General features: G+C 49.4%; 14 protein-coding genes. 6 read left to right on the plus strand and 8 right to left on the minus strand.

Annotation, left to right across the window (positions count from 1 at the left end; all coding sequences use genetic code 11):
* Positions 1-2: 2 nt before the first annotated feature.
* Entirely contained in the window at positions 3-1,583 is a 1,581-nt protein-coding gene (gene pckA, locus ACI77B_RS07070; RefSeq protein WP_409336180.1) for a phosphoenolpyruvate carboxykinase (ATP), read from the plus strand.
* Positions 1,584-1,790: 207 nt separating this feature from the next.
* Here the strand turns inward: pckA and ACI77B_RS07075 are convergent, their stop codons facing one another.
* The 8 genes from ACI77B_RS07075 to ACI77B_RS07110 form a co-directional block, all read right to left on the minus strand.
* Positions 1,791-2,720 (minus strand): DUF4300 family protein, encoded by a 930-nt coding sequence (locus tag ACI77B_RS07075; RefSeq protein ID WP_409336181.1) that lies wholly within the window; start codon positions 2,718-2,720, stop codon positions 1,791-1,793.
* 87 nt (positions 2,721-2,807) lie between these two features.
* Positions 2,808-3,476, minus strand: coding sequence for a GNAT family N-acetyltransferase (locus tag ACI77B_RS07080; protein WP_409336182.1), 669 nt, complete (start codon positions 3,474-3,476; stop codon positions 2,808-2,810).
* A 2,109-nt stretch (positions 3,477-5,585) separates the two neighbouring features.
* Positions 5,586-6,170: a threonine/serine exporter family protein gene (locus ACI77B_RS07085; protein WP_409336183.1), complete on the minus strand. Its 585-nt coding sequence runs from the start codon at positions 6,168-6,170 to the stop codon at positions 5,586-5,588.
* Positions 6,170-6,964, minus strand: a complete 795-nt coding sequence (locus ACI77B_RS07090) for a threonine/serine exporter family protein (protein ID WP_409336184.1) — start codon at positions 6,962-6,964, stop codon at positions 6,170-6,172. The genes ACI77B_RS07085 and ACI77B_RS07090 overlap by 1 nt, the downstream gene beginning before the upstream one ends.
* 468 nt (positions 6,965-7,432) lie before the next feature.
* Complete coding sequence (locus ACI77B_RS07095; protein ID WP_409336185.1) at positions 7,433-8,914, minus strand: DHA2 family efflux MFS transporter permease subunit; 1,482 nt, start codon at positions 8,912-8,914, stop codon at positions 7,433-7,435.
* Between the two features lie 160 nt (positions 8,915-9,074).
* On the minus strand, positions 9,075-9,560 hold the full coding sequence (locus ACI77B_RS07100) for a MarR family winged helix-turn-helix transcriptional regulator (RefSeq protein ID WP_409336186.1): 486 nt from the start codon (positions 9,558-9,560) through the stop codon (positions 9,075-9,077).
* Positions 9,561-9,923: 363 nt separating this feature from the next.
* Complete coding sequence (locus ACI77B_RS07105) at positions 9,924-10,361, minus strand: winged helix-turn-helix transcriptional regulator (protein ID WP_409336187.1); 438 nt, start codon at positions 10,359-10,361, stop codon at positions 9,924-9,926.
* 64 nt (positions 10,362-10,425) lie between these two features.
* On the minus strand, positions 10,426-10,599 hold the full coding sequence (locus ACI77B_RS07110; RefSeq protein ID WP_409336188.1) for a hypothetical protein: 174 nt from the start codon (positions 10,597-10,599) through the stop codon (positions 10,426-10,428).
* A 371-nt stretch (positions 10,600-10,970) separates the two neighbouring features.
* Between ACI77B_RS07110 and ACI77B_RS07115 the strand changes: the two genes are divergently transcribed.
* From ACI77B_RS07115 to lpdA, 5 genes are all read left to right on the plus strand, one after another.
* Positions 10,971-12,161 carry a pyridoxal phosphate-dependent aminotransferase gene (locus ACI77B_RS07115; protein WP_409336189.1) on the plus strand — a complete coding sequence of 397 codons (1,191 nt, stop codon included), beginning with the start codon at positions 10,971-10,973 and terminating at the stop codon, positions 12,159-12,161.
* A gap of 146 nt (positions 12,162-12,307) precedes the next feature.
* Entirely contained in the window at positions 12,308-13,684 is a 1,377-nt protein-coding gene (gene brnQ, locus ACI77B_RS07120) for a branched-chain amino acid transport system II carrier protein (RefSeq protein ID WP_409336190.1), read from the plus strand.
* A 260-nt stretch (positions 13,685-13,944) separates the two neighbouring features.
* Positions 13,945-14,553: a TetR/AcrR family transcriptional regulator gene (locus ACI77B_RS07125; RefSeq protein ID WP_409336191.1), complete on the plus strand. Its 609-nt coding sequence runs from the start codon at positions 13,945-13,947 to the stop codon at positions 14,551-14,553.
* 53 nt (positions 14,554-14,606) lie between these two features.
* Positions 14,607-15,404, plus strand: coding sequence for a 4-hydroxy-tetrahydrodipicolinate reductase (dapB, locus tag ACI77B_RS07130; RefSeq protein WP_409336192.1), 798 nt, complete (start codon positions 14,607-14,609; stop codon positions 15,402-15,404).
* A gap of 39 nt (positions 15,405-15,443) precedes the next feature.
* On the plus strand, positions 15,444-16,880 hold the full coding sequence (gene lpdA / locus ACI77B_RS07135) for a dihydrolipoyl dehydrogenase (protein ID WP_409336193.1): 1,437 nt from the start codon (positions 15,444-15,446) through the stop codon (positions 16,878-16,880).
* Positions 16,881-16,901: the final 21 nt, after the last annotated feature.

Below are 16,901 nucleotides of genomic sequence, written 5' to 3' on the forward strand. Positions count from 1 at the left end.
ATATGAATACATTTGGTTTAGAGAAACTGGGAATTATCCATCCGAAAGCAGTATACCACAATCTCTCTCCGGCAGAGCTGACACAGATCGCCCTGAGAAGGGGAGAGGGCATACTGAGTGATACCGGTGCCCTGGTGGTTCAGACTGGTAAATATACGGGCCGCTCCCCAAAAGATAAATTCATCGTGGATACAGAAGGGGTTCATGATCAGATTAACTGGGGAAAGGTCAACGTTCCGATCAGCAGAGAGGCCTTCAATCAGATCAAAGGCAAAATGGCCGCTTATCTTCAGGACCGGGAAATCTTCATTTTTGATGGAATGGCAGGAGCCGATCCGCACTGCACCAAGAAGTTCCGCATCATCAATGAGCTGGCCAGCGAAAACCTGTTTATCCGGAATCTCCTGATCCGTCCGACCGATGAAGAGCTGGAAAATTACGGCGACGCAGACTTTACGATCATTGTGGCACCAGGATTTAAGTGTATTCCGGAAATCGACGGCACCCATTCAGAGGCCTTTATCGGAATCGATTATGAGGCAAAAATGGTTCTGATCGCAGGTTCTCAGTATGCGGGAGAAATTAAAAAGAGCGTCTTCTCCGTCATGAATTATCTGATGCCGTTTGAAGACGTGCTTCCGATGCACTGCTCCGCCAATATGGATCCGGAAACAGGCGATACCGCAGTATTCTTCGGCCTTTCCGGAACAGGAAAAACCACACTTTCCGCGGATCCATCAAGACTTCTGATCGGAGACGATGAGCACGGCTGGTCCGATCGTGGAATTTTCAACTTCGAAGGTGGATGCTATGCCAAGTGCATTGACTTGGAAGAAGAGAAAGAGCCGGATATCTATCACGCCATCCGCTTCGGAAGCGTCGTGGAAAACGTTATCCTGAATGACCGCCATCAGCCGGATTACAGCGATAACTCCATCACAGACAATACCCGTGTCGGCTATCCGATTGAATATATCCCGAATGCAGCGATCCCGGGCGTCGGAGGAATTCCGTCGGTGATCATTTTCCTGACTGCAGACAGCTTCGGCGTCCTTCCTCCAATCAGCAGACTGTCAAAAGAAGCCGCGATGTATCATTTCGTAACCGGCTTCACCTCCAAAGTCGCAGGAACAGAGCGCGGCATCACCGAGCCGGTTCCGACATTCTCAACCCTGTTTGGTCAGCCGTTTATGCCGCTTGATCCGAACGTTTACGCGAAAATGCTCGGTGAAAAAATCGAAAAATACCAGACCAGAGTTTATCTGATCAACACCGGATGGACCGGCGGATCATACGGCACAGGCTCCAGAATGAAACTGCGCTACACCAGAGCCATGGTCACCGCTGCACTCAATGGAGAAATTGAAAACGCCGAATTCAAACACGACGATTTATTCAATCTCGACATTCCGCAGTCCTGCAGCAATGTTCCATCCGAAGTCATGAATCCGCGCGACACCTGGGCAGATAAAGAGGCTTACGACCAGACCGCCCGCCGTCTCGCCGGAATGTTTAAGAAAAACTTTGATGAAAATTATCCAGACATGGATAAAGAAATCGCAGAGGCCGGCCCGAGAGGTTAGGAGCAGGACAGCTCGTCCATAAATCAGTCTATGGACTGCATAACGGACGTCATTGCAGACTCTATATCAGAGCGAAGTACGTACTGAATTACATGGTTCTTCTGACAGGCAGCAGATGAACAAGGACAATAAAACAGAGCCACGGCGCAGTAGGAGAACCGTGTCATGGCTCTGTTTTTTCGTGTTCTTCTGTTACCCTCCGGTGTTTTACAGCATCTTGTTATTATCCATGATGAAGGGATGCGCCGTCGGCTGATTCTGATCCACATCATAGGTCTTCAGCAGATAGGCCTTCAGATCCTTCTTCGAGCTGAACTTTACCGCCTGATAAGGCGACTCGAACGCCAGCTTCTCAATAAACAGGTATCCGCTGCCCGACTTCACCAGCACGCCCGTGTGGCCGATGAAGAGGTAATCCTCGCTCTTGGAAAAATACGAGTGCATGACCACAGAAATCAGCTTCGCCTTCCCGGTCTTGAAACTCACCCCACGCTTCTTCCATGCCGCCAGCAGCTTCTTCTCATGAACACTCTGCTTCTTTGTCAGCGTTGTCGTCACCGGCGCGTAGAAGGACAGAAACTGCTTCTTCGATGCTGTAGACAGGAAGGGATACGGTGTCTCCGACAAGGCCTCCTTGTCAAGGAATAAGGTGGTGTATTTATCCTTTGCGTAATTCTGTACCGCAATTTTTCCGTTCAGCAGGCTGTAAGCAGTGATTCTGCAATTGTTACCCGGAAAGGTCGTGTACTTTTTCTCCCAGAGCTGGGACTGCTTCACATCGTTGTACTTCGGAAGCGTGTTTTCCATCGTCTTAAAACCGGATTTAACCAGTCCCGTTCCTTTGATCGTTTTGTTATAGTCATTGACATTCTTCAGGAAATTAGAGATGTTCTTCTGGGAAATCCCTGCGGCAGAAAGCGCCCTGCTGACCTTCTTCTGCGATGACTTGTCATACATATTCGAGTAGGAATATGTGAAGGATGAGCTGGCCGATGTCGATGCCGATGAGCTTTTCGCGGATGAAGCGGAAGTGGCTGCATGCGCAGTAACAGGAAGCGCTAAAGTGGAAAACAGCAGCGTCGCGGCGGTGATTCCGATGAGGATTTTTCTAGATACTTTTCTGCTTGTATGATTCATAAAGGCCTTCTTTCAGGTTTGATTGTCTGTTCGTCAGTATAAGCATATGCCCAGAAGCGGGAAAAGCTGTAGTTATTCCCAGTGATATTAATCTGCTGAGGATATCGGCGCCAGTATGCCGGCAAAAATCTCCTGCTCCCGGCTGAGCTTCTGGAAGATATCTTTCAGCGAAGAAGTGTCCAGTGGCCCTCCTGTGCAGCAGACTTCAAAATGGTCACCTGAGAGCACGGTATAGAATCCGGTTTCGTGGAAACCGTTTCTAAGATAGAGCGCCTTGCGGCGTTTTCTGATCCCATAATTTTCCGCGGCCGGGTCCAGAAACTCAAAATCGAGAACCGACTGCCGCGGCAGATTACGGGCGATGATCCTTGCGATTATTTTTTGTCCGAGACCATGAGAGCGCATGGATGGCATGATGGCCAGGTAGGTGTGATAGGCGGTATGGCGGTTGACCAGAGACTGAGAAAATCCCGCCAGTTCTCCGCGATAGTACCAGGCGAGCGCCTCTCCGCCGATCACGCGGCAGACCCGGATCATTTCCGGGATGGACATGTATTCGCTGGAAGGGAAGGCCTCCAGGTTGAGCGCCTCAAGGTCCGGAATTTCCGTCGATGAATCCTGCAGCCGGAAACATCTTATGGAGCTGCTATCGTCTGTGCCGGACTGCAATTCCGCCGCTCCCTGATTCTGCGGGTTCTCGTTCTGCTGATCGGTCATGTGATTGCCTGTGAAATGGCTGTTTTCCGTCGTTTTCATGTTCTTCGATTCTCCTTATTTTATGGATGTGCCGACTGCTTCGGGAATGCTGCGAAGCTTCCAGTTATTACTGTACAGCGCACTTCCGGTTTCCGGCATAGTCAATTATCAGTTGATGAGATTAAAATCATTATAGCTTCTGCGCACAGGGAGTGTCCAGGGATGGAGAATCCATCGGCCGGGGATATGCACTGTATACTGTATTTGGAATGCGGCAAAGTATCCCTGGCAAGAGTCAGGACAAAATGTGAAATTAGGAGTCAATTTCCCACAGGCTTGAAATGAAGGAATTACTGTGCACCGCCGGATTCAGCGTGAAAATCAGTCCTTCTGCCAGCTTATCAGTACCCCGGATTCTGTGAAGTATTCTGCGGGAAGGTCAGAATAAATCGTGTTGAGATGTTGAATGATGTGGACAGCATCTGTACGGGAGTAATTATGTATACAGTGTTCCAGATCACTGATATTATCTTCCAGGAGGGGTATGGCCTTTAGAAGATGCTTTTTTCGAATAAGCCGGCAGATCATATCCTGGTCATCCGTGATATTTATGAACTTGTCCCGCTTGGCATTGCCGGTTCGGGGAATCCAGTGGTAATAATTGATCGTGATTTTCCGCTTCCGGCGGGTAATCTGACCGGGAGGAAGATTCTTCAGCTCCTGCCGCCACATTTTCAGCTGATGTTTCATATCGTTGAGTAAATTTTCAAGCTGTATCTGAAAGTACATTGTCCTTCCTTTCTATAATAGGGTGTTGCTGTAAATGCCGATAGCTATGAGCACGCTGCACGGTAAAATCAAGCAGCCGTGTCAATGATTCAGGGAGTCATTGACGGTGAGTTCTGGCAGGCAGTCCTGCAATACACTTTGATGCTATATTTGCTATCTGTATATCCGATGTTAATAGGAGTTTTGATTTTTTTGTTTTGGGATTCGTGTAATTGGCTCCTCCAGTAACAGAAAAGAGCACTTTCTTTGTCTTGCGTGCAATTATACTGGTGTAAATAGATGCGAATGCATTATTTGACGTAAAATGCGATGAATTATGTGTTATAAAGTCGTAATAATTAGTCAATATTGCAACTTCATCTATTTCAGCACCTGTATATTTCCATATTCTAGCACATAATCGTGCTGATAAGAAGTGTGTTTGTGGAATAATATGTATACATATATAATAATAGACAGTTTATTCAGATTTTATAAACTAAACGACGGCGTGTGAGCTGTAAAAATTCAGGCAAGAAAATAAAATGGTATACAAAAGGTTTAGTAGATATGATTAATAAACAATTTGTAAACAAAAAAATGGAAACTCCTTCTTCTTGTTTGCGTTTTCGCTGATATTGATGGTTCCAAAACGTGTCCTCGGTCGGAATTATAGTATGTGAGAAAATGGCAGAAGTAAGAAGTATATGGTATGAGATACCATCTGAGAATACAGTATACTTGACAAAATGTTATGAGCAAGTCTTCAAGAGGGCAGCGGGACAATTGGCTGTTCTGCCGCTTGAAGATATACGAAGCGATCTCTTTTCCATTCCGAAAACGAGATCGCCTCCGATCATAAAACAGGTTCATTTCCGACCAGCACAGAGAATACATAAGTCTGGTCGGAAATGTACAGATAAGAAGAATTGGTCATTTCTGACCAGCCGCCGAAGAGTAAAAAAGCTGGTCAGAAATGTTCATTGTTATAAAAAGGGTAACATTCCCGCCGGCAATGTAACATATTGCTGCCGGTCGGGAATGATTAAATGAAGCGATCTCCTCTCCATATCAGAAAAAGGAGATCGCCTCCGAACCCATAGAAGGAAGCCATCGGGATTGTCTCACGCGGAAAACAAGATGTCAAACTTCCGGCGTGGCACAGCCCGATGGCATCCGATCATACCGCGCAGGGACGCACTGAAGAACTGTAATTGCGCCCCCGCGCTTCCCGGCTCCCGGAAGGGAAGCAAATAAGAACCCCACCCTTCCACGACGCTGAAGCGTCGGGTGGGTGCCCGGGAACCATGTTGTCGTCTGACGGATAGACAATAAAAACATTCCCGTCAGACCTTTCGAATTCAAAGGGTCTGACGGGAATGCACCGATCTGAAATTAAATTTACAGCAGCTCGCTTTCGCGTTCGTCTTTGCGGCGCTGTTTTTCGTCTTCGCAGGCTTCCTGGTAGTCCTGCTGGGTCCAGGCGCTTCTGAGTTTCTTCGCACGTTCGACCTTGCGGCGGTTTCTTTTTGCCGCACGAACTTTCAAAACCGCGGAACGGTAGTAGCGGTAGAGGATGTCAACGACGATGAATCCCAGCGCGATACCGATGCAGGTGGAGAACAGCAGGAGGGTCTGGTTAATGGCCATCTTTTTATTGTACTTTACGATGCCGTACATCATGTAGTAAAGGTTTGGTCCAGGGATCAGCGGGAATGCGCAGGAGGACAGGAAAATTGTCGCCGGCGCTTTATTGACTCTGGCCATGATGATGGCGTACCAGGCAACGACCATGGACGCGATCAGGGTCGCGACAAAGTTGCTTGGGTCAATTTTATAAACGATAACGTATGCGGCCCATGTGAAGAAGGCGCCGAGTCCGCAGTAGAAGATCTGCTTGCCTTTGACGCCGAACCAGATGGCGAATCCGGTGCAGGCGATGGTACAGGAGATCAGCTGTACGGCGACATTTGGGTTCATGTACATTACAGCACCACTCCTTTCAGCAGAATGATTGCGAGGGCGATTCCGGCGGCCAGGGCGGCTGCGCCGAGCATGGAGTTCAGGATATTCAGAAATCCGGAGAAGATGTCCTTATGCAGGAGATCGCGGAATCCGTTGGTGGTGCCCAGTCCCGATATCAACAGCATGACGACTCCGATGGTTATGCGGCCTGAGTGGTTGCCCATGCCGAAGTGGCAGGACAGGATGATGTAAATTTCCACCAGGAACATGATGACGAAGTTGTATACAAACGGATTTTCTTCGCGGTTTGCCAGGACGAATCCTAAGAACACGACCAAAATGGATGCGATGGTTGCGACAATGGTGTCCATGAAATCGCAGCCGAAGAATACGCCGAATCCTGCACCTCCCATGATGCCTGCGAGGTAGGTCATCCATTTTGGCTGAGGTTCTCTGCTCATGACCTCTTCGAATTTCCTGTGAATCGTCTCATGGTCCGGCTTCTTCTTAACGACGTATCTGGACAAGTTGTTCAGGTAGTCGAGACGGTCGTAATTGGTTGCCGAACGGCTGATATGGCGGATCTGGGTGATGATGTCGCCTTCTTTGGTCTCAATGGTCGCCTGAAGATTGCTCACGATAACGAACACGTCGTAGCGTACGAACCCGTACGCGCGGCACATGCGGTACATACTGTCTTCCGCCCGGCTGACTTCGGCGCCGCAGATCAGCATGGCCTCGCCGATATCCAGGATTCCCTGAAGAATCTTGGCATAATCATACTCTCTTTCCACTGTCTGTCCCTTCTGCAGCATTCTGCTGTAAACTCCTTTTCCTAATAACTGATAATTGCATTCTGCGCAGCCTGATAATCGGACAAAAGAAAAGCTGGCAAGAGGCCGCTTTCCAGTGCCCACATATAGTCTGCGCGGGTGTTGTCAGAATCGCTGAAACGTACTGTTTCCAACGGTATCAGCGATCAATACCACTATAATAGCGAGAAGATCATGCAGTGTCAATGATTGATAGAAAATTGACGTGAGTTTTGGAAAAAGATACAAAAAATCCAGTCTGCCGCAGGCTGCAGGGATCTGCAGGCTGCGGCAGACTGGATACAATATACAGAAACGCCCGGGCCGGGAAGGGGAGAATGAAGTGTCTTTCCCTTTCCGGCCCAGGCTGTGCTGCTGCATCGTTTCCGGACAGGTGTTTTTGCGTTATGAAACAAGCCGAAGCCGGCCGGGAGCGTCAGCAGGTGGCATTTTTCGCAGCGCGGCAGAGCCTTAAGCTTCCTGGCCGGCTGCTTTTGTCACGCGGGAAGCTGCATTCGGAAGGGCACCGAACATGGCGATGACGAGCACGACTGCCAGAATCAGCATAAACAGGAAGGCGCTTCTGGAACCGGTCTGGATGCCACGGGAAAGCCCCTGGGCTGCCTGATGACGGGCAACAATAATGGATACAACCGATGTTCCGAGTGCGCCGAAGAGCTGCTGCATGGTATTGAATACTGCATTTCCGTCGGCGGAAAGCTCTGGCCTGAGTGCGCTCATTCCGTTGGACATTCCATTTCCGACGCTGTTGGTCTGACCGAAGGCAAATACGATGTAGGTGAACATCATGATGAGAACGGTTGGATGGCCGTGGAAGAGCAGGTTGAACAGAAGGACAGAAGCAAACATACAGAAGGCACCGGTCAGAAGCGGAAGGCGTGCGCCGAAGCGGTCGTAGATGCGTCCGGAAATTGGTGCGAATACGGCTGCGAATGCACATCCCGGGAGCAGAATACAGCCTGCGGCCAAAGCATCCTTACCGAGCGCAATCTGTGAGAAGTTCGGAAGGATGAAACCGATTCCCAGACAGTTGAACTGCATCAGAACAAAGGCCAGAAGCGCGCAGTCGAATCTTCTGGAATGAAAGACCTCAAGGCTGATTACCGGGGAAACAGATTCACCGGCGGATTCTCTTCTCATCTGCTGACGGGAGCGGAGGATAAAGAGCACCATCGCAAGGACGAAGCAGATCAGAAGTCCGAGGACACCTGCGGAAAGGAAGGAGCTGCTTCCCAGATTTCCAAGCATCATGACCAGGCAGGTAAAACCTGCAGCCAGGAGAATCCATCCGAAGAAGTCGAAGGATCCTGCGGATTTTTCTTCCTTCGGATTGTTGTGAATGCAGATGAGTCCGAGGATCAGCGCAAGAATCAGCACCGGAGTCAGTGTGATGAAAATCATTCTCCAGCCGAAGTATTTTACGATCAGGCCGCCAAGAGATGGCCCTACAGCAGGTGCTGCAGCAGGAATCAGAGATGCGACGCCCATCATGGTCCCGCGGCGGGCCGGGTGAACCTGGGTGAGTACGATGTTATACATCAGAGGAAGCGCAATTCCAGTTCCGACGCCCTGAAGCAGGCGGCCGGCCAGCATCAGAGAGAATCCCGGCGTAAAGGCGCAGAGCAGGGTTCCTGCAATAAATGTGGATGCTGCGGTGATAAACAGCTGGCGGAGGGTAAACTTCCGGTTCAGGAAGGAAGAGGTCGGCATGATGATCGCGAGCATGAGAAGATAGCCCGAGGTGATCCACTGCACGGTAGAAGTGCTGATGCTGAATTCATTCATCAGGTCAGGGAAGGTAATGTTCATGGCCGTTTCCACGACGACACCGCAGAAAGACATGATGCCGGAAGCAACGACCGATAAAACGATCTTTGCGGGGATTTTCGGTATTTCACCATGGCGGGTTTTGCTAATTGACTGGTTATTCATGTTTCTCTAATACTCCTTTTGAAATGGTACGAGTCAGCCTGCAGGAAAGCAGACTTCAAGTTAAGATTAAGTTCGTTCAGAAAGCGGCAGAATAGCGTATTCTGTATACGCGCGCAGCTCATGACAGTCGGACGATCTGTGCGGCGGTATTTCGCGGCCTTCAGGCTGACTGTGAACTACTGACTTCAGACTCTTCTATCAGATCTTCTTTTTCAATCGGATGTTCATGCATCAGCGTATAAGTTCTCTGAATGACAGATATCGTCGTGCGCATATCTTCTTCCGGAATTTCAGAAAGAAGTGCGGCTAATTTCCGATGATAGCTGGTTCCGTAAATGTAGAACAGCTTTCTTCCGGCCTCCGTCGGGTGTACGGTGCAGGCGCGGCGGTCCTGCTGATTCTTTTGTTTGGTGACAAAACCTTTTTCTGCGAGTTCATTCACCAGCCTTGTGATGCTCGGCATGGTGGAATGCATTTTCCCTGCGATTTCGCTGACGCGGATACCGTTTTCCGGGGCGCTGCAGACGTATTCCATGATGTGAATATGCCTTGGTGTCAGGTGGTCCGGAAGGTCCGGCATCATCGCGGGGATCTTTTTTGCGATGTGAAAGGAATCGATAAAACGTTTTGTCAGTTCGATGTCCATAACAGATCTCCATTCTCCATTACGGGCTGCCTGCCAGGAAATTTTGATTTTCCCGGTATATTCCTTATTTTGGGGCCCCGCCAGAGAACATACTGAAGAATAAATCCAGTATATTCTGTGGGTCAGGGGAAAGGCAGCCAGATTGTTGCTCTAAGTAATTATTCAAGGTACTTATCTATAGTAACTAATATGGTAGGGCTTGTCAAGGGTATATTGTATACATGGTGCAGCGTTTAGTCTGTATAATGATGTAAATTGAAAAGCCGGGAAATGGTTGTTTGAAGCGATTTCCCCGACTCCAATTAAAATAATATGTTTGGTTTGGCGCATTGATGACGCATCGCATTTCAAAAAATCAGTTTTTCAATTTACACCACATTTTGGACTTGACCCCACCACATGGATCTGACTATCAGGCCGCTGCAGGGCGGAATTTAAAACGTTCCCGCCATATAGGTCCGTCCCCCAGTCGCACAGGGCATTGATGACCGGCGCGAGAGTGAGCCCTCTTTCCGTCAGGGAATACTCCGTCTTCGGTGGGACGACCGGGTAGACTTCGCGGTGGATCAGGCCGTCCGCTTCAAGTTCGCGGAGCTGCTGTGTCAGCATTTTGGCTGTGGCCTGAGGAATGTAACGGTGGAGCTGGCTGTAGCGGAGTACACCGTCGTCCAGAAGATGATACAGAATGATTGCCTTGTATTTTCCGCCGATCTGGCTGAATGTCGCCTCGACAGGACAGTTATAAAGTTTTCCGTTTGTATTTTTATTCGTTTTATGTGCGTTGGACCCTTGAGATTTCAAGTTTTGTCCCTCCTATAGTTTCTAAAAGGATAGTATATTACATTAAAGTGCATTCTTACATAAATCAACTGTTGATGATATTGTTATACCACGACAAAGGGAGAAGGCGCAAGGCCGTCCCTAATGTAACCATACCATTCATAAATGTCTTTAAAACGATCTGCAGGGATTTCTGCAGGTCGTTTTTTTCTTCTTCGGTGAGATTCTGCAGGGCGAAGCGGTTGATGTCTTCTGTCATCTTCCGTACTTCCTTCATCGGTCAGCAGAACCTGGACTGCCCGCCGGTCATCAGGATCCGGATGGCGGTGGATCAGGCCCTGCTTTTCCAGGGATAAAGCGTATACATGTCAAGGGGACTTCCTTGCACGTGTGTTTTGCCGTATGATGGCGGCGGTATTAATATTCTTTATCCCCTGCATCAGTTAATTGTATATGTCTGGATTGCGCATTTTCTGAATATTGCAATTGACAAAGATATTCACTTGTGTATAATTATATGTACAAAGAGTGAACGCGTTCAATGAATCGGTTTAACAATTTTATACGTACAGGCTTCAATTGCATAAAAAAGTTTCGAAGCAAAACGTTATGAGAGGGGAAGTTGTCACTATGGTTAATCAGAAATGTTATGAACTCGGCAGTGCTCCGTCCGTAATCCGTGAGCTGTTTGCTTATGGTCTGAAGAAGGCCGCAGAAGTGGGCCCGGAAAATGTCTACGATTATTCTCTCGGTAATCCGAGTATCCCTGCGCCTCCAAAGGTAAACGAGAGTATCCATAAACTGGTGGATACAGAAGATCCGATCAAACTGCACGGATATTCCATGGCTGCGGGCTTCGACGAGGTCAGAGAAGCCGTTGCCGCAAACCTGAGAAAGCGCTTCGGCATGGACATCAGGAAAGAAAATCTCTTCTTCACCTGCGGAGCTGCTCCTGCTATTACCGCTGTCTGCAGTGCGCTGAGGGTTTCCCATCAGTCAGAAATGATCGCGATTGCTCCGTATTTCCCGGAGTATAAGGTGTTCGTAGAGGGCGCCGGCGCCAAATTCAAGGTTGTTCCGCCTGATCGCGAGAATTTCCAGGTGGACATCGATGAACTGGAGAAATGCATCAGCGATCAGACACAGGCCGTCATCGTCAATTCGCCGAACAACCCGTCCGGTGTCGTTTATACGGAAGAGACGATCCTGGCGATCGGAAAGGTTCTTCATAAGAAGGCTGAAGAGTACGGCCATCCGATTTATATCATTGCTGATGAACCATACCGCGAGCTGGTTTACGGCGGCGTCAGGGTTCCGTTTATTCCGACGCTGTATGATAACACCATCGTCTGCTATTCTTATTCGAAGTCCCTGTCGCTTCCGGGTGAGCGTATCGGCTATGTTCTGGTTCCGGACGGCTGTGCGGACAGTAAAGAGGTGTTTGCTGCGGTTGCCGGCGCGGCCAGAAAGAACGGACATGTATGTCCGCCGACCCTGATTCAGCGTGTGATCGAACACTGTGCAGATGAGATGCCGGATCTGGAGGCCTATAACAAGAACCGTGAACTGATCTACAATTCTCTGAAGGACATGGGTTATGAGTGTGCCAAGCCGGACGGCGCCTTCTATCTGTTTGTCAAGGCTCCGAACGGCGATGCAAATGCATTCTCAGAAAAAGCAAAGCTCGAGTATAACCTGTTGGTTGTTCCGGGAGATGGATTTGGATGCAGCGGATATTTCCGTCTTGCGTACTGCGTAGATCATGAGATGATCAAGCGTTCGCTCCCGGCATTCCAGAAAATGATCGATTCATACAAATAATTACAGCATCCTATGAAAGAGCTGCACTTGAAGCATCTGCCGGATCAGGGAATTCTGCGGGGACACGGTGATTCTGACCTTTCCTGTCCGTTTTCTCTTTTCCGGCGGACAAAGTGCAGACGTGAAAGGAATAAACGGGTTTAATTATGAAACGTAAACAACTGAATATTGTAATGATCATGGGACTTGCTCTGTTTGCAACCTTCTTTGGAGCAGGAAACCTGATCTTCCCGCCTTATCTGGGAAGAAATGTCGGATCAAGCTGGATGACCGGGTTCATCGGTTTCTTCATCATGGATGTCGGTCTGGCAACCATGGGTGTTCTGGCCGTTGTCATGAATCAGAAGGGCAGTATTGACGGAGTCGTTGATAAGATCGGCCATATCCCGGGTGTGATCTGTGTAACCGCGATTATCCTATGTATCGGGCCGGGACTCTGTATCCCGAGAACTGCGGCAACTACTTATGAGCTTGGAGTCAAGACGATGATCCCGTCTATGAACCACTGGGTATTCGGAGCAGTCTTCTTTGCGATCGTCCTTGCTCTGACGATTCGTCCGAATAAAGTTGTGGATATTGTCGGAAAGTTTCTGACCCCGGTGCTGCTGGCAGTTATGGTTATCATGATTGTCAAAGGAATTGTCGCACCGATTGGACATCCAGTTCATATTGGAGGAGAGGTTCCGTTAAAGGAAGGCATGCTGTCTGGATATCAGACGATGGACGGAATCGGCGGCATGCTGATGACACTGATGCTGATTACTGCTGCAAAAGGGTATGGATATACGGATAAAAAGTCGGTTTCCAGTCTGATCGCAAAAGCCGGAATCGTTTCCGGTGTTCTCCTGATGCTTGTCTACGGCGGACTGACCTTCCTGGGAGCAACCACATCGGGAAACAGCGCATTTGCAGGACTTGAAGAGGCACCGCTTCTGGTTGCCATCACCAACCGACTGATGGGAGGAGCCGGAGTAGGAATTCTGGCAGTTATCGTCTTCCTGGCCTGCCTGACCACAGCAATCGGACTGACTTCAGTAGCCGGAAACTATTTTGAGGAGCTGAGCGGCGGAAGACTGAAATATTCCCATCTGGTCGTTGCGATGACGATTTTCAGCTATCTGTTCTCTAATGTCGGACTGACAAAAATCATCAGTATTTCAGCTCCGATTCTTCAGATTATGTACCCGACTGTTCTGGTTCTTGTTCTGATGTCCTTCTTTGAGAAGGTGATTAAAGATCGTATGACCACCGGTTTTGCCGCTTACACAGCACTGGTTTATGAAATTCTGGCACTTGCGGCATCGATGGGTGCGCCGTTTGGATTTGTCAACAGTCTGCCCCTGTCAAAATTCGGCCTTGGCTGGATCCTTCCTGCACTGATCGGAGGGGTGGTCGGATCATTTTTCCATGGAAAACACTATGCAGAAACGATTGCAGAGCTTGACAGCGCATCTGGAAAAAAGCAGTATAGAAAGCCTGCTTCCGATGATGAGATGAAAAAGAATAAACGTGAAGCAGTGTAAAAGACAATAAAACAGACCCGTCAGTTTCTGTTTCCGAAAACCTGAACGTACAGACGGCAGTTTATGCGGACAGCAGAGATGGCGGAAGTGAAAAGCGGGAGTGAAAAGCGGGAGATTCGTGAACATGCGGAAGAGCATGAAGGCACCGGATCGCCCGCTCTTTTTTCACCTTGAACGTTGTTTTTTGTCGTAAGAGGATAAATAAGGTTGAGAATATTAGCTCATCATGCTAAAATTCTGACATGAGGAGGCTGATTGACATGGAAAAACGTGGGACAAGCAGGGGGCGGCAGGCGGAACGGATGCGGCAGCAGATTCAGCAGGCAGCGCTTGAGTTATTCAACCGCTATGGATTTGACCATGTCTCGATGGCCGATATCGCGAAGGCTGCCGGCTGTTCGACAGGTAATATTTATCACTATTTCCCGAATAAGGAAGCGCTGACAACGCAGATGACGACCTTCGTGGATGAGCGCTACGCGGAGTACGAGAAGGAGTATCTGACGGACACATCACGCAGCTGGCGTGAAAAACTTCTGAATTTTATCGGCTGTTCTCTTCTGGACAGTGTGAGCGACCAGGTGCTTTACTCCTGCTTTATTTACGGTCTGAAGAAACCGGAACACGGGGCGCTGAAAATCAGTGAACGCCGAGTCTGGATCAGGCTGCTGCATGAACTGGTCAGAGGCTGTCAGGAGGAAGGAAGCATCGCCAGAACGTACGATGAAGATGAGATTGTTCACGATCTGGTGATTCTGCACCGGGGAATTCTGTTCGAATGGCGGATCGATGAAGAAAAGTTCGATTTGCAGGAAAAAGGCCGCAGTCTGGGGGAAATATTTCTCCGGGGTCTTGAGGCAGATAAATAGAACATGAAAATAAATTTCTGAATATATATTAAAATATGACATGGAGGCTGAACATGAAACTGATCATTATTGCGCCAAGGGGGAAAATGGGAAGACTGGTCACGGCATCAGCGGACGCGCGTGAAGGTGTGGACATCGTCGCGGGCGTTGCACCTTCCGGAAGGGACTATGTCGGACAGGACATCGGCATCGCCTCAGGACTTGGGAAAGAAATCGGCGCTCCGGTCGTTGACGACCTTGAAGCTGTCATTGACCAGTGCGATGCGATTATTGATTTTTCAACGGTTGAGCAGGGAATGAGGACGCTTGCATCTGCGAGGAAGCATAAGAAAGCGCTTCTTACCGGAACGACTGGATTCTCTGATGAACAGCGAAAGGCTTTTTCTGATGCGGCGGCAGAGATTCCGGTGATGCTGGCGGCCAACACTTCTATGCAGGTGAATCTGCTCTACCGGCTTCTGGAAATGGCGGCAAAAGCGATCGGTGATTCCACAGATATTGAAGTTGTGGACATGCACGACAGAAATAAGCTGGATGCGCCGAGCGGAACCGCCAGTGAAATCGGTGAGCTTCTCTGCAATGCGCTTGGAAAATCCATGAAGGAGGATGCCGTTTATGGGCATGTCGGAGAGGGACGCAGAGAAGAAGGTTCGATTGCCTTTCATTCCATCCGCGGCGGCGACTGGCCGAGCAGCCATACTGTCTATTTTATCGGAAACGGAGAGCGGCTGGAGATCACACACCATGCTGTAAACTGGAAATGTTTTTCAGAGGGGGCGGTCACGGGAGTCCTGTATCTGACCGGAAAAAGGCCGGGTGCCTACACGATGCAGGACTGTCTGGGATTATAGAGTATGTAAAGTTACAGGAGAAGTAAGGAGGAGAACGTAATGGCAGAGGAAAAGAAGAGCATTCTGGTCATTGGAGGCGGTCCGGGCGGCTATATTGCAGCCATCCGCGCGGCGCAGCTCGGCGCGGAAGTTACCGTCGTTGAGAAGGACAAGCTCGGCGGGACCTGCCTGAATGTAGGATGCATTCCGACCAAGTGTCTGCTGCACAGCGCAGAGGTTTTCAGCGAAGTGAAAAACTGTAAATCACAGGGAATCAGGGTTTCTGACGTGGAGCTCGTTTTTCCTTCGGTCATTAAGCAGAAAACCCGGATTTCAAGAAAACTGGTTGCCGGTGTAAAGAGCCTGCTCCGTGCCAACAAGGTTACAGTGATCACAGGCTCAGCCCGTTTTATCGGTCCGAAGAAAATCGAAGTTACAGAGAAGGATGGCAGCAGGACGGAAATGACACCGGACGATATCATCCTTGCAACGGGTTCCGTCAATGTCGTACCTCCAATTCCGGGTCTTCAGGATAATCCGGCCTGCGTCGATTCTACAGGCGCACTGTCGCTGAAGGAGCTTCCGGAATCCATGATCGTCATCGGCGGCGGAGTGGTTGGTCTGGAACTGGCCTGCGCATATGCCCAGTTCGGAACCAGAATCACTGTCATCGAGGCACTGGATCACATTCTTCCGATGCTGGACGGAGAAATCACCGAAATCGCGGCCGCCCAGATGAAGAAGATGGGCATGAAATTCCATCTGGAATGCCCAGTAGAAGAAGTCCGAAGCACTGAGGACGGCGGGGCAGAAGTCATCTGCCTGAATAAGCAGACCGGACAAAAAGAATCCTTCAAGGCAGAAAAGGTGCTGACGGCAATCGGAAGAAAAGCCTGTGTCGACACATTGGATCTGGAGAAGAGCGGAATCACTTTCGACAAAGGTGGAATTGAAGCGGATGACCGCATGCAGACGAATGTTCCGGGCATTTACGCCATTGGTGACTGCGTAAAAGGCAGAACCCGCCTGGCGCATACCGCTTCCGTCATGGGGGAAATCGCAGCCGAAAACATCATGGGACAGCATCAGCTTTATGATGAGACAACCAATGTCACTTGTGTATATGTAGAGCCAGAGGCTGCAGCTGTCGGTCTGACCGAAGAGCAGTGCAGGGCGCAGAATCTGAATTATAAGGTGGGGCGGTTCCCGCTTGTAGCCAACGGAAAATCCGTGATTCTGAACGGAGGCGTGGGCAGCGTAAAAATCATCGCAGATGCAGAAACAGAGAAAATTCTGGGCGTCCATATGATCGGACCGAGAGCCAGCGACCTGATTGCAGAAGGCGCTCTGGCCATCCGCATGGGAGCGGCTGTGGATGATCTGATCAGCACGATTCATTCTCACCCGACCGTTTCTGAATCTGTCCGCGAGGCGGCACTGGACCTTCAGGGAAGAGTGCTGAATATGCCGCCGGCAGTACCAAAGAAGAAAAAATAAAGTTTTTATCAAATAACAGAA

Source organism: Eubacterium sp. F2 (assembly GCF_046244355.1).
In the GTDB taxonomy this organism is placed as follows: domain Bacteria; phylum Bacillota; class Clostridia; order Peptostreptococcales; family Anaerovoracaceae; genus Aminicella.

Coding starts and splice junctions, on each gene's coding strand:
- pckA (WP_409336180.1), top strand. CDS start 3: ATGAATACATTTGGTTTAGAGAAACTGGGAATTATCCATCCGAAAGCA.
- ACI77B_RS07075 (WP_409336181.1), bottom strand. CDS start 2,720: ATGAATCATACAAGCAGAAAAGTATCTAGAAAAATCCTCATCGGAATC.
- ACI77B_RS07080 (WP_409336182.1), bottom strand. CDS start 3,476: ATGAAAACGACGGAAAACAGCCATTTCACAGGCAATCACATGACCGAT.
- ACI77B_RS07085 (WP_409336183.1), bottom strand. CDS start 6,170: ATGTACATGAACCCAAATGTCGCCGTACAGCTGATCTCCTGTACCATC.
- ACI77B_RS07090 (WP_409336184.1), bottom strand. CDS start 6,964: ATGCTGCAGAAGGGACAGACAGTGGAAAGAGAGTATGATTATGCCAAG.
- ACI77B_RS07095 (WP_409336185.1), bottom strand. CDS start 8,914: ATGAATAACCAGTCAATTAGCAAAACCCGCCATGGTGAAATACCGAAA.
- ACI77B_RS07100 (WP_409336186.1), bottom strand. CDS start 9,560: ATGGACATCGAACTGACAAAACGTTTTATCGATTCCTTTCACATCGCA.
- ACI77B_RS07110 (WP_409336188.1), bottom strand. CDS start 10,599: ATGACAGAAGACATCAACCGCTTCGCCCTGCAGAATCTCACCGAAGAA.
- ACI77B_RS07115 (WP_409336189.1), top strand. CDS start 10,971: ATGGTTAATCAGAAATGTTATGAACTCGGCAGTGCTCCGTCCGTAATC.
- brnQ (WP_409336190.1), top strand. CDS start 12,308: ATGAAACGTAAACAACTGAATATTGTAATGATCATGGGACTTGCTCTG.
- ACI77B_RS07125 (WP_409336191.1), top strand. CDS start 13,945: ATGGAAAAACGTGGGACAAGCAGGGGGCGGCAGGCGGAACGGATGCGG.
- dapB (WP_409336192.1), top strand. CDS start 14,607: ATGAAACTGATCATTATTGCGCCAAGGGGGAAAATGGGAAGACTGGTC.
- lpdA (WP_409336193.1), top strand. CDS start 15,444: ATGGCAGAGGAAAAGAAGAGCATTCTGGTCATTGGAGGCGGTCCGGGC.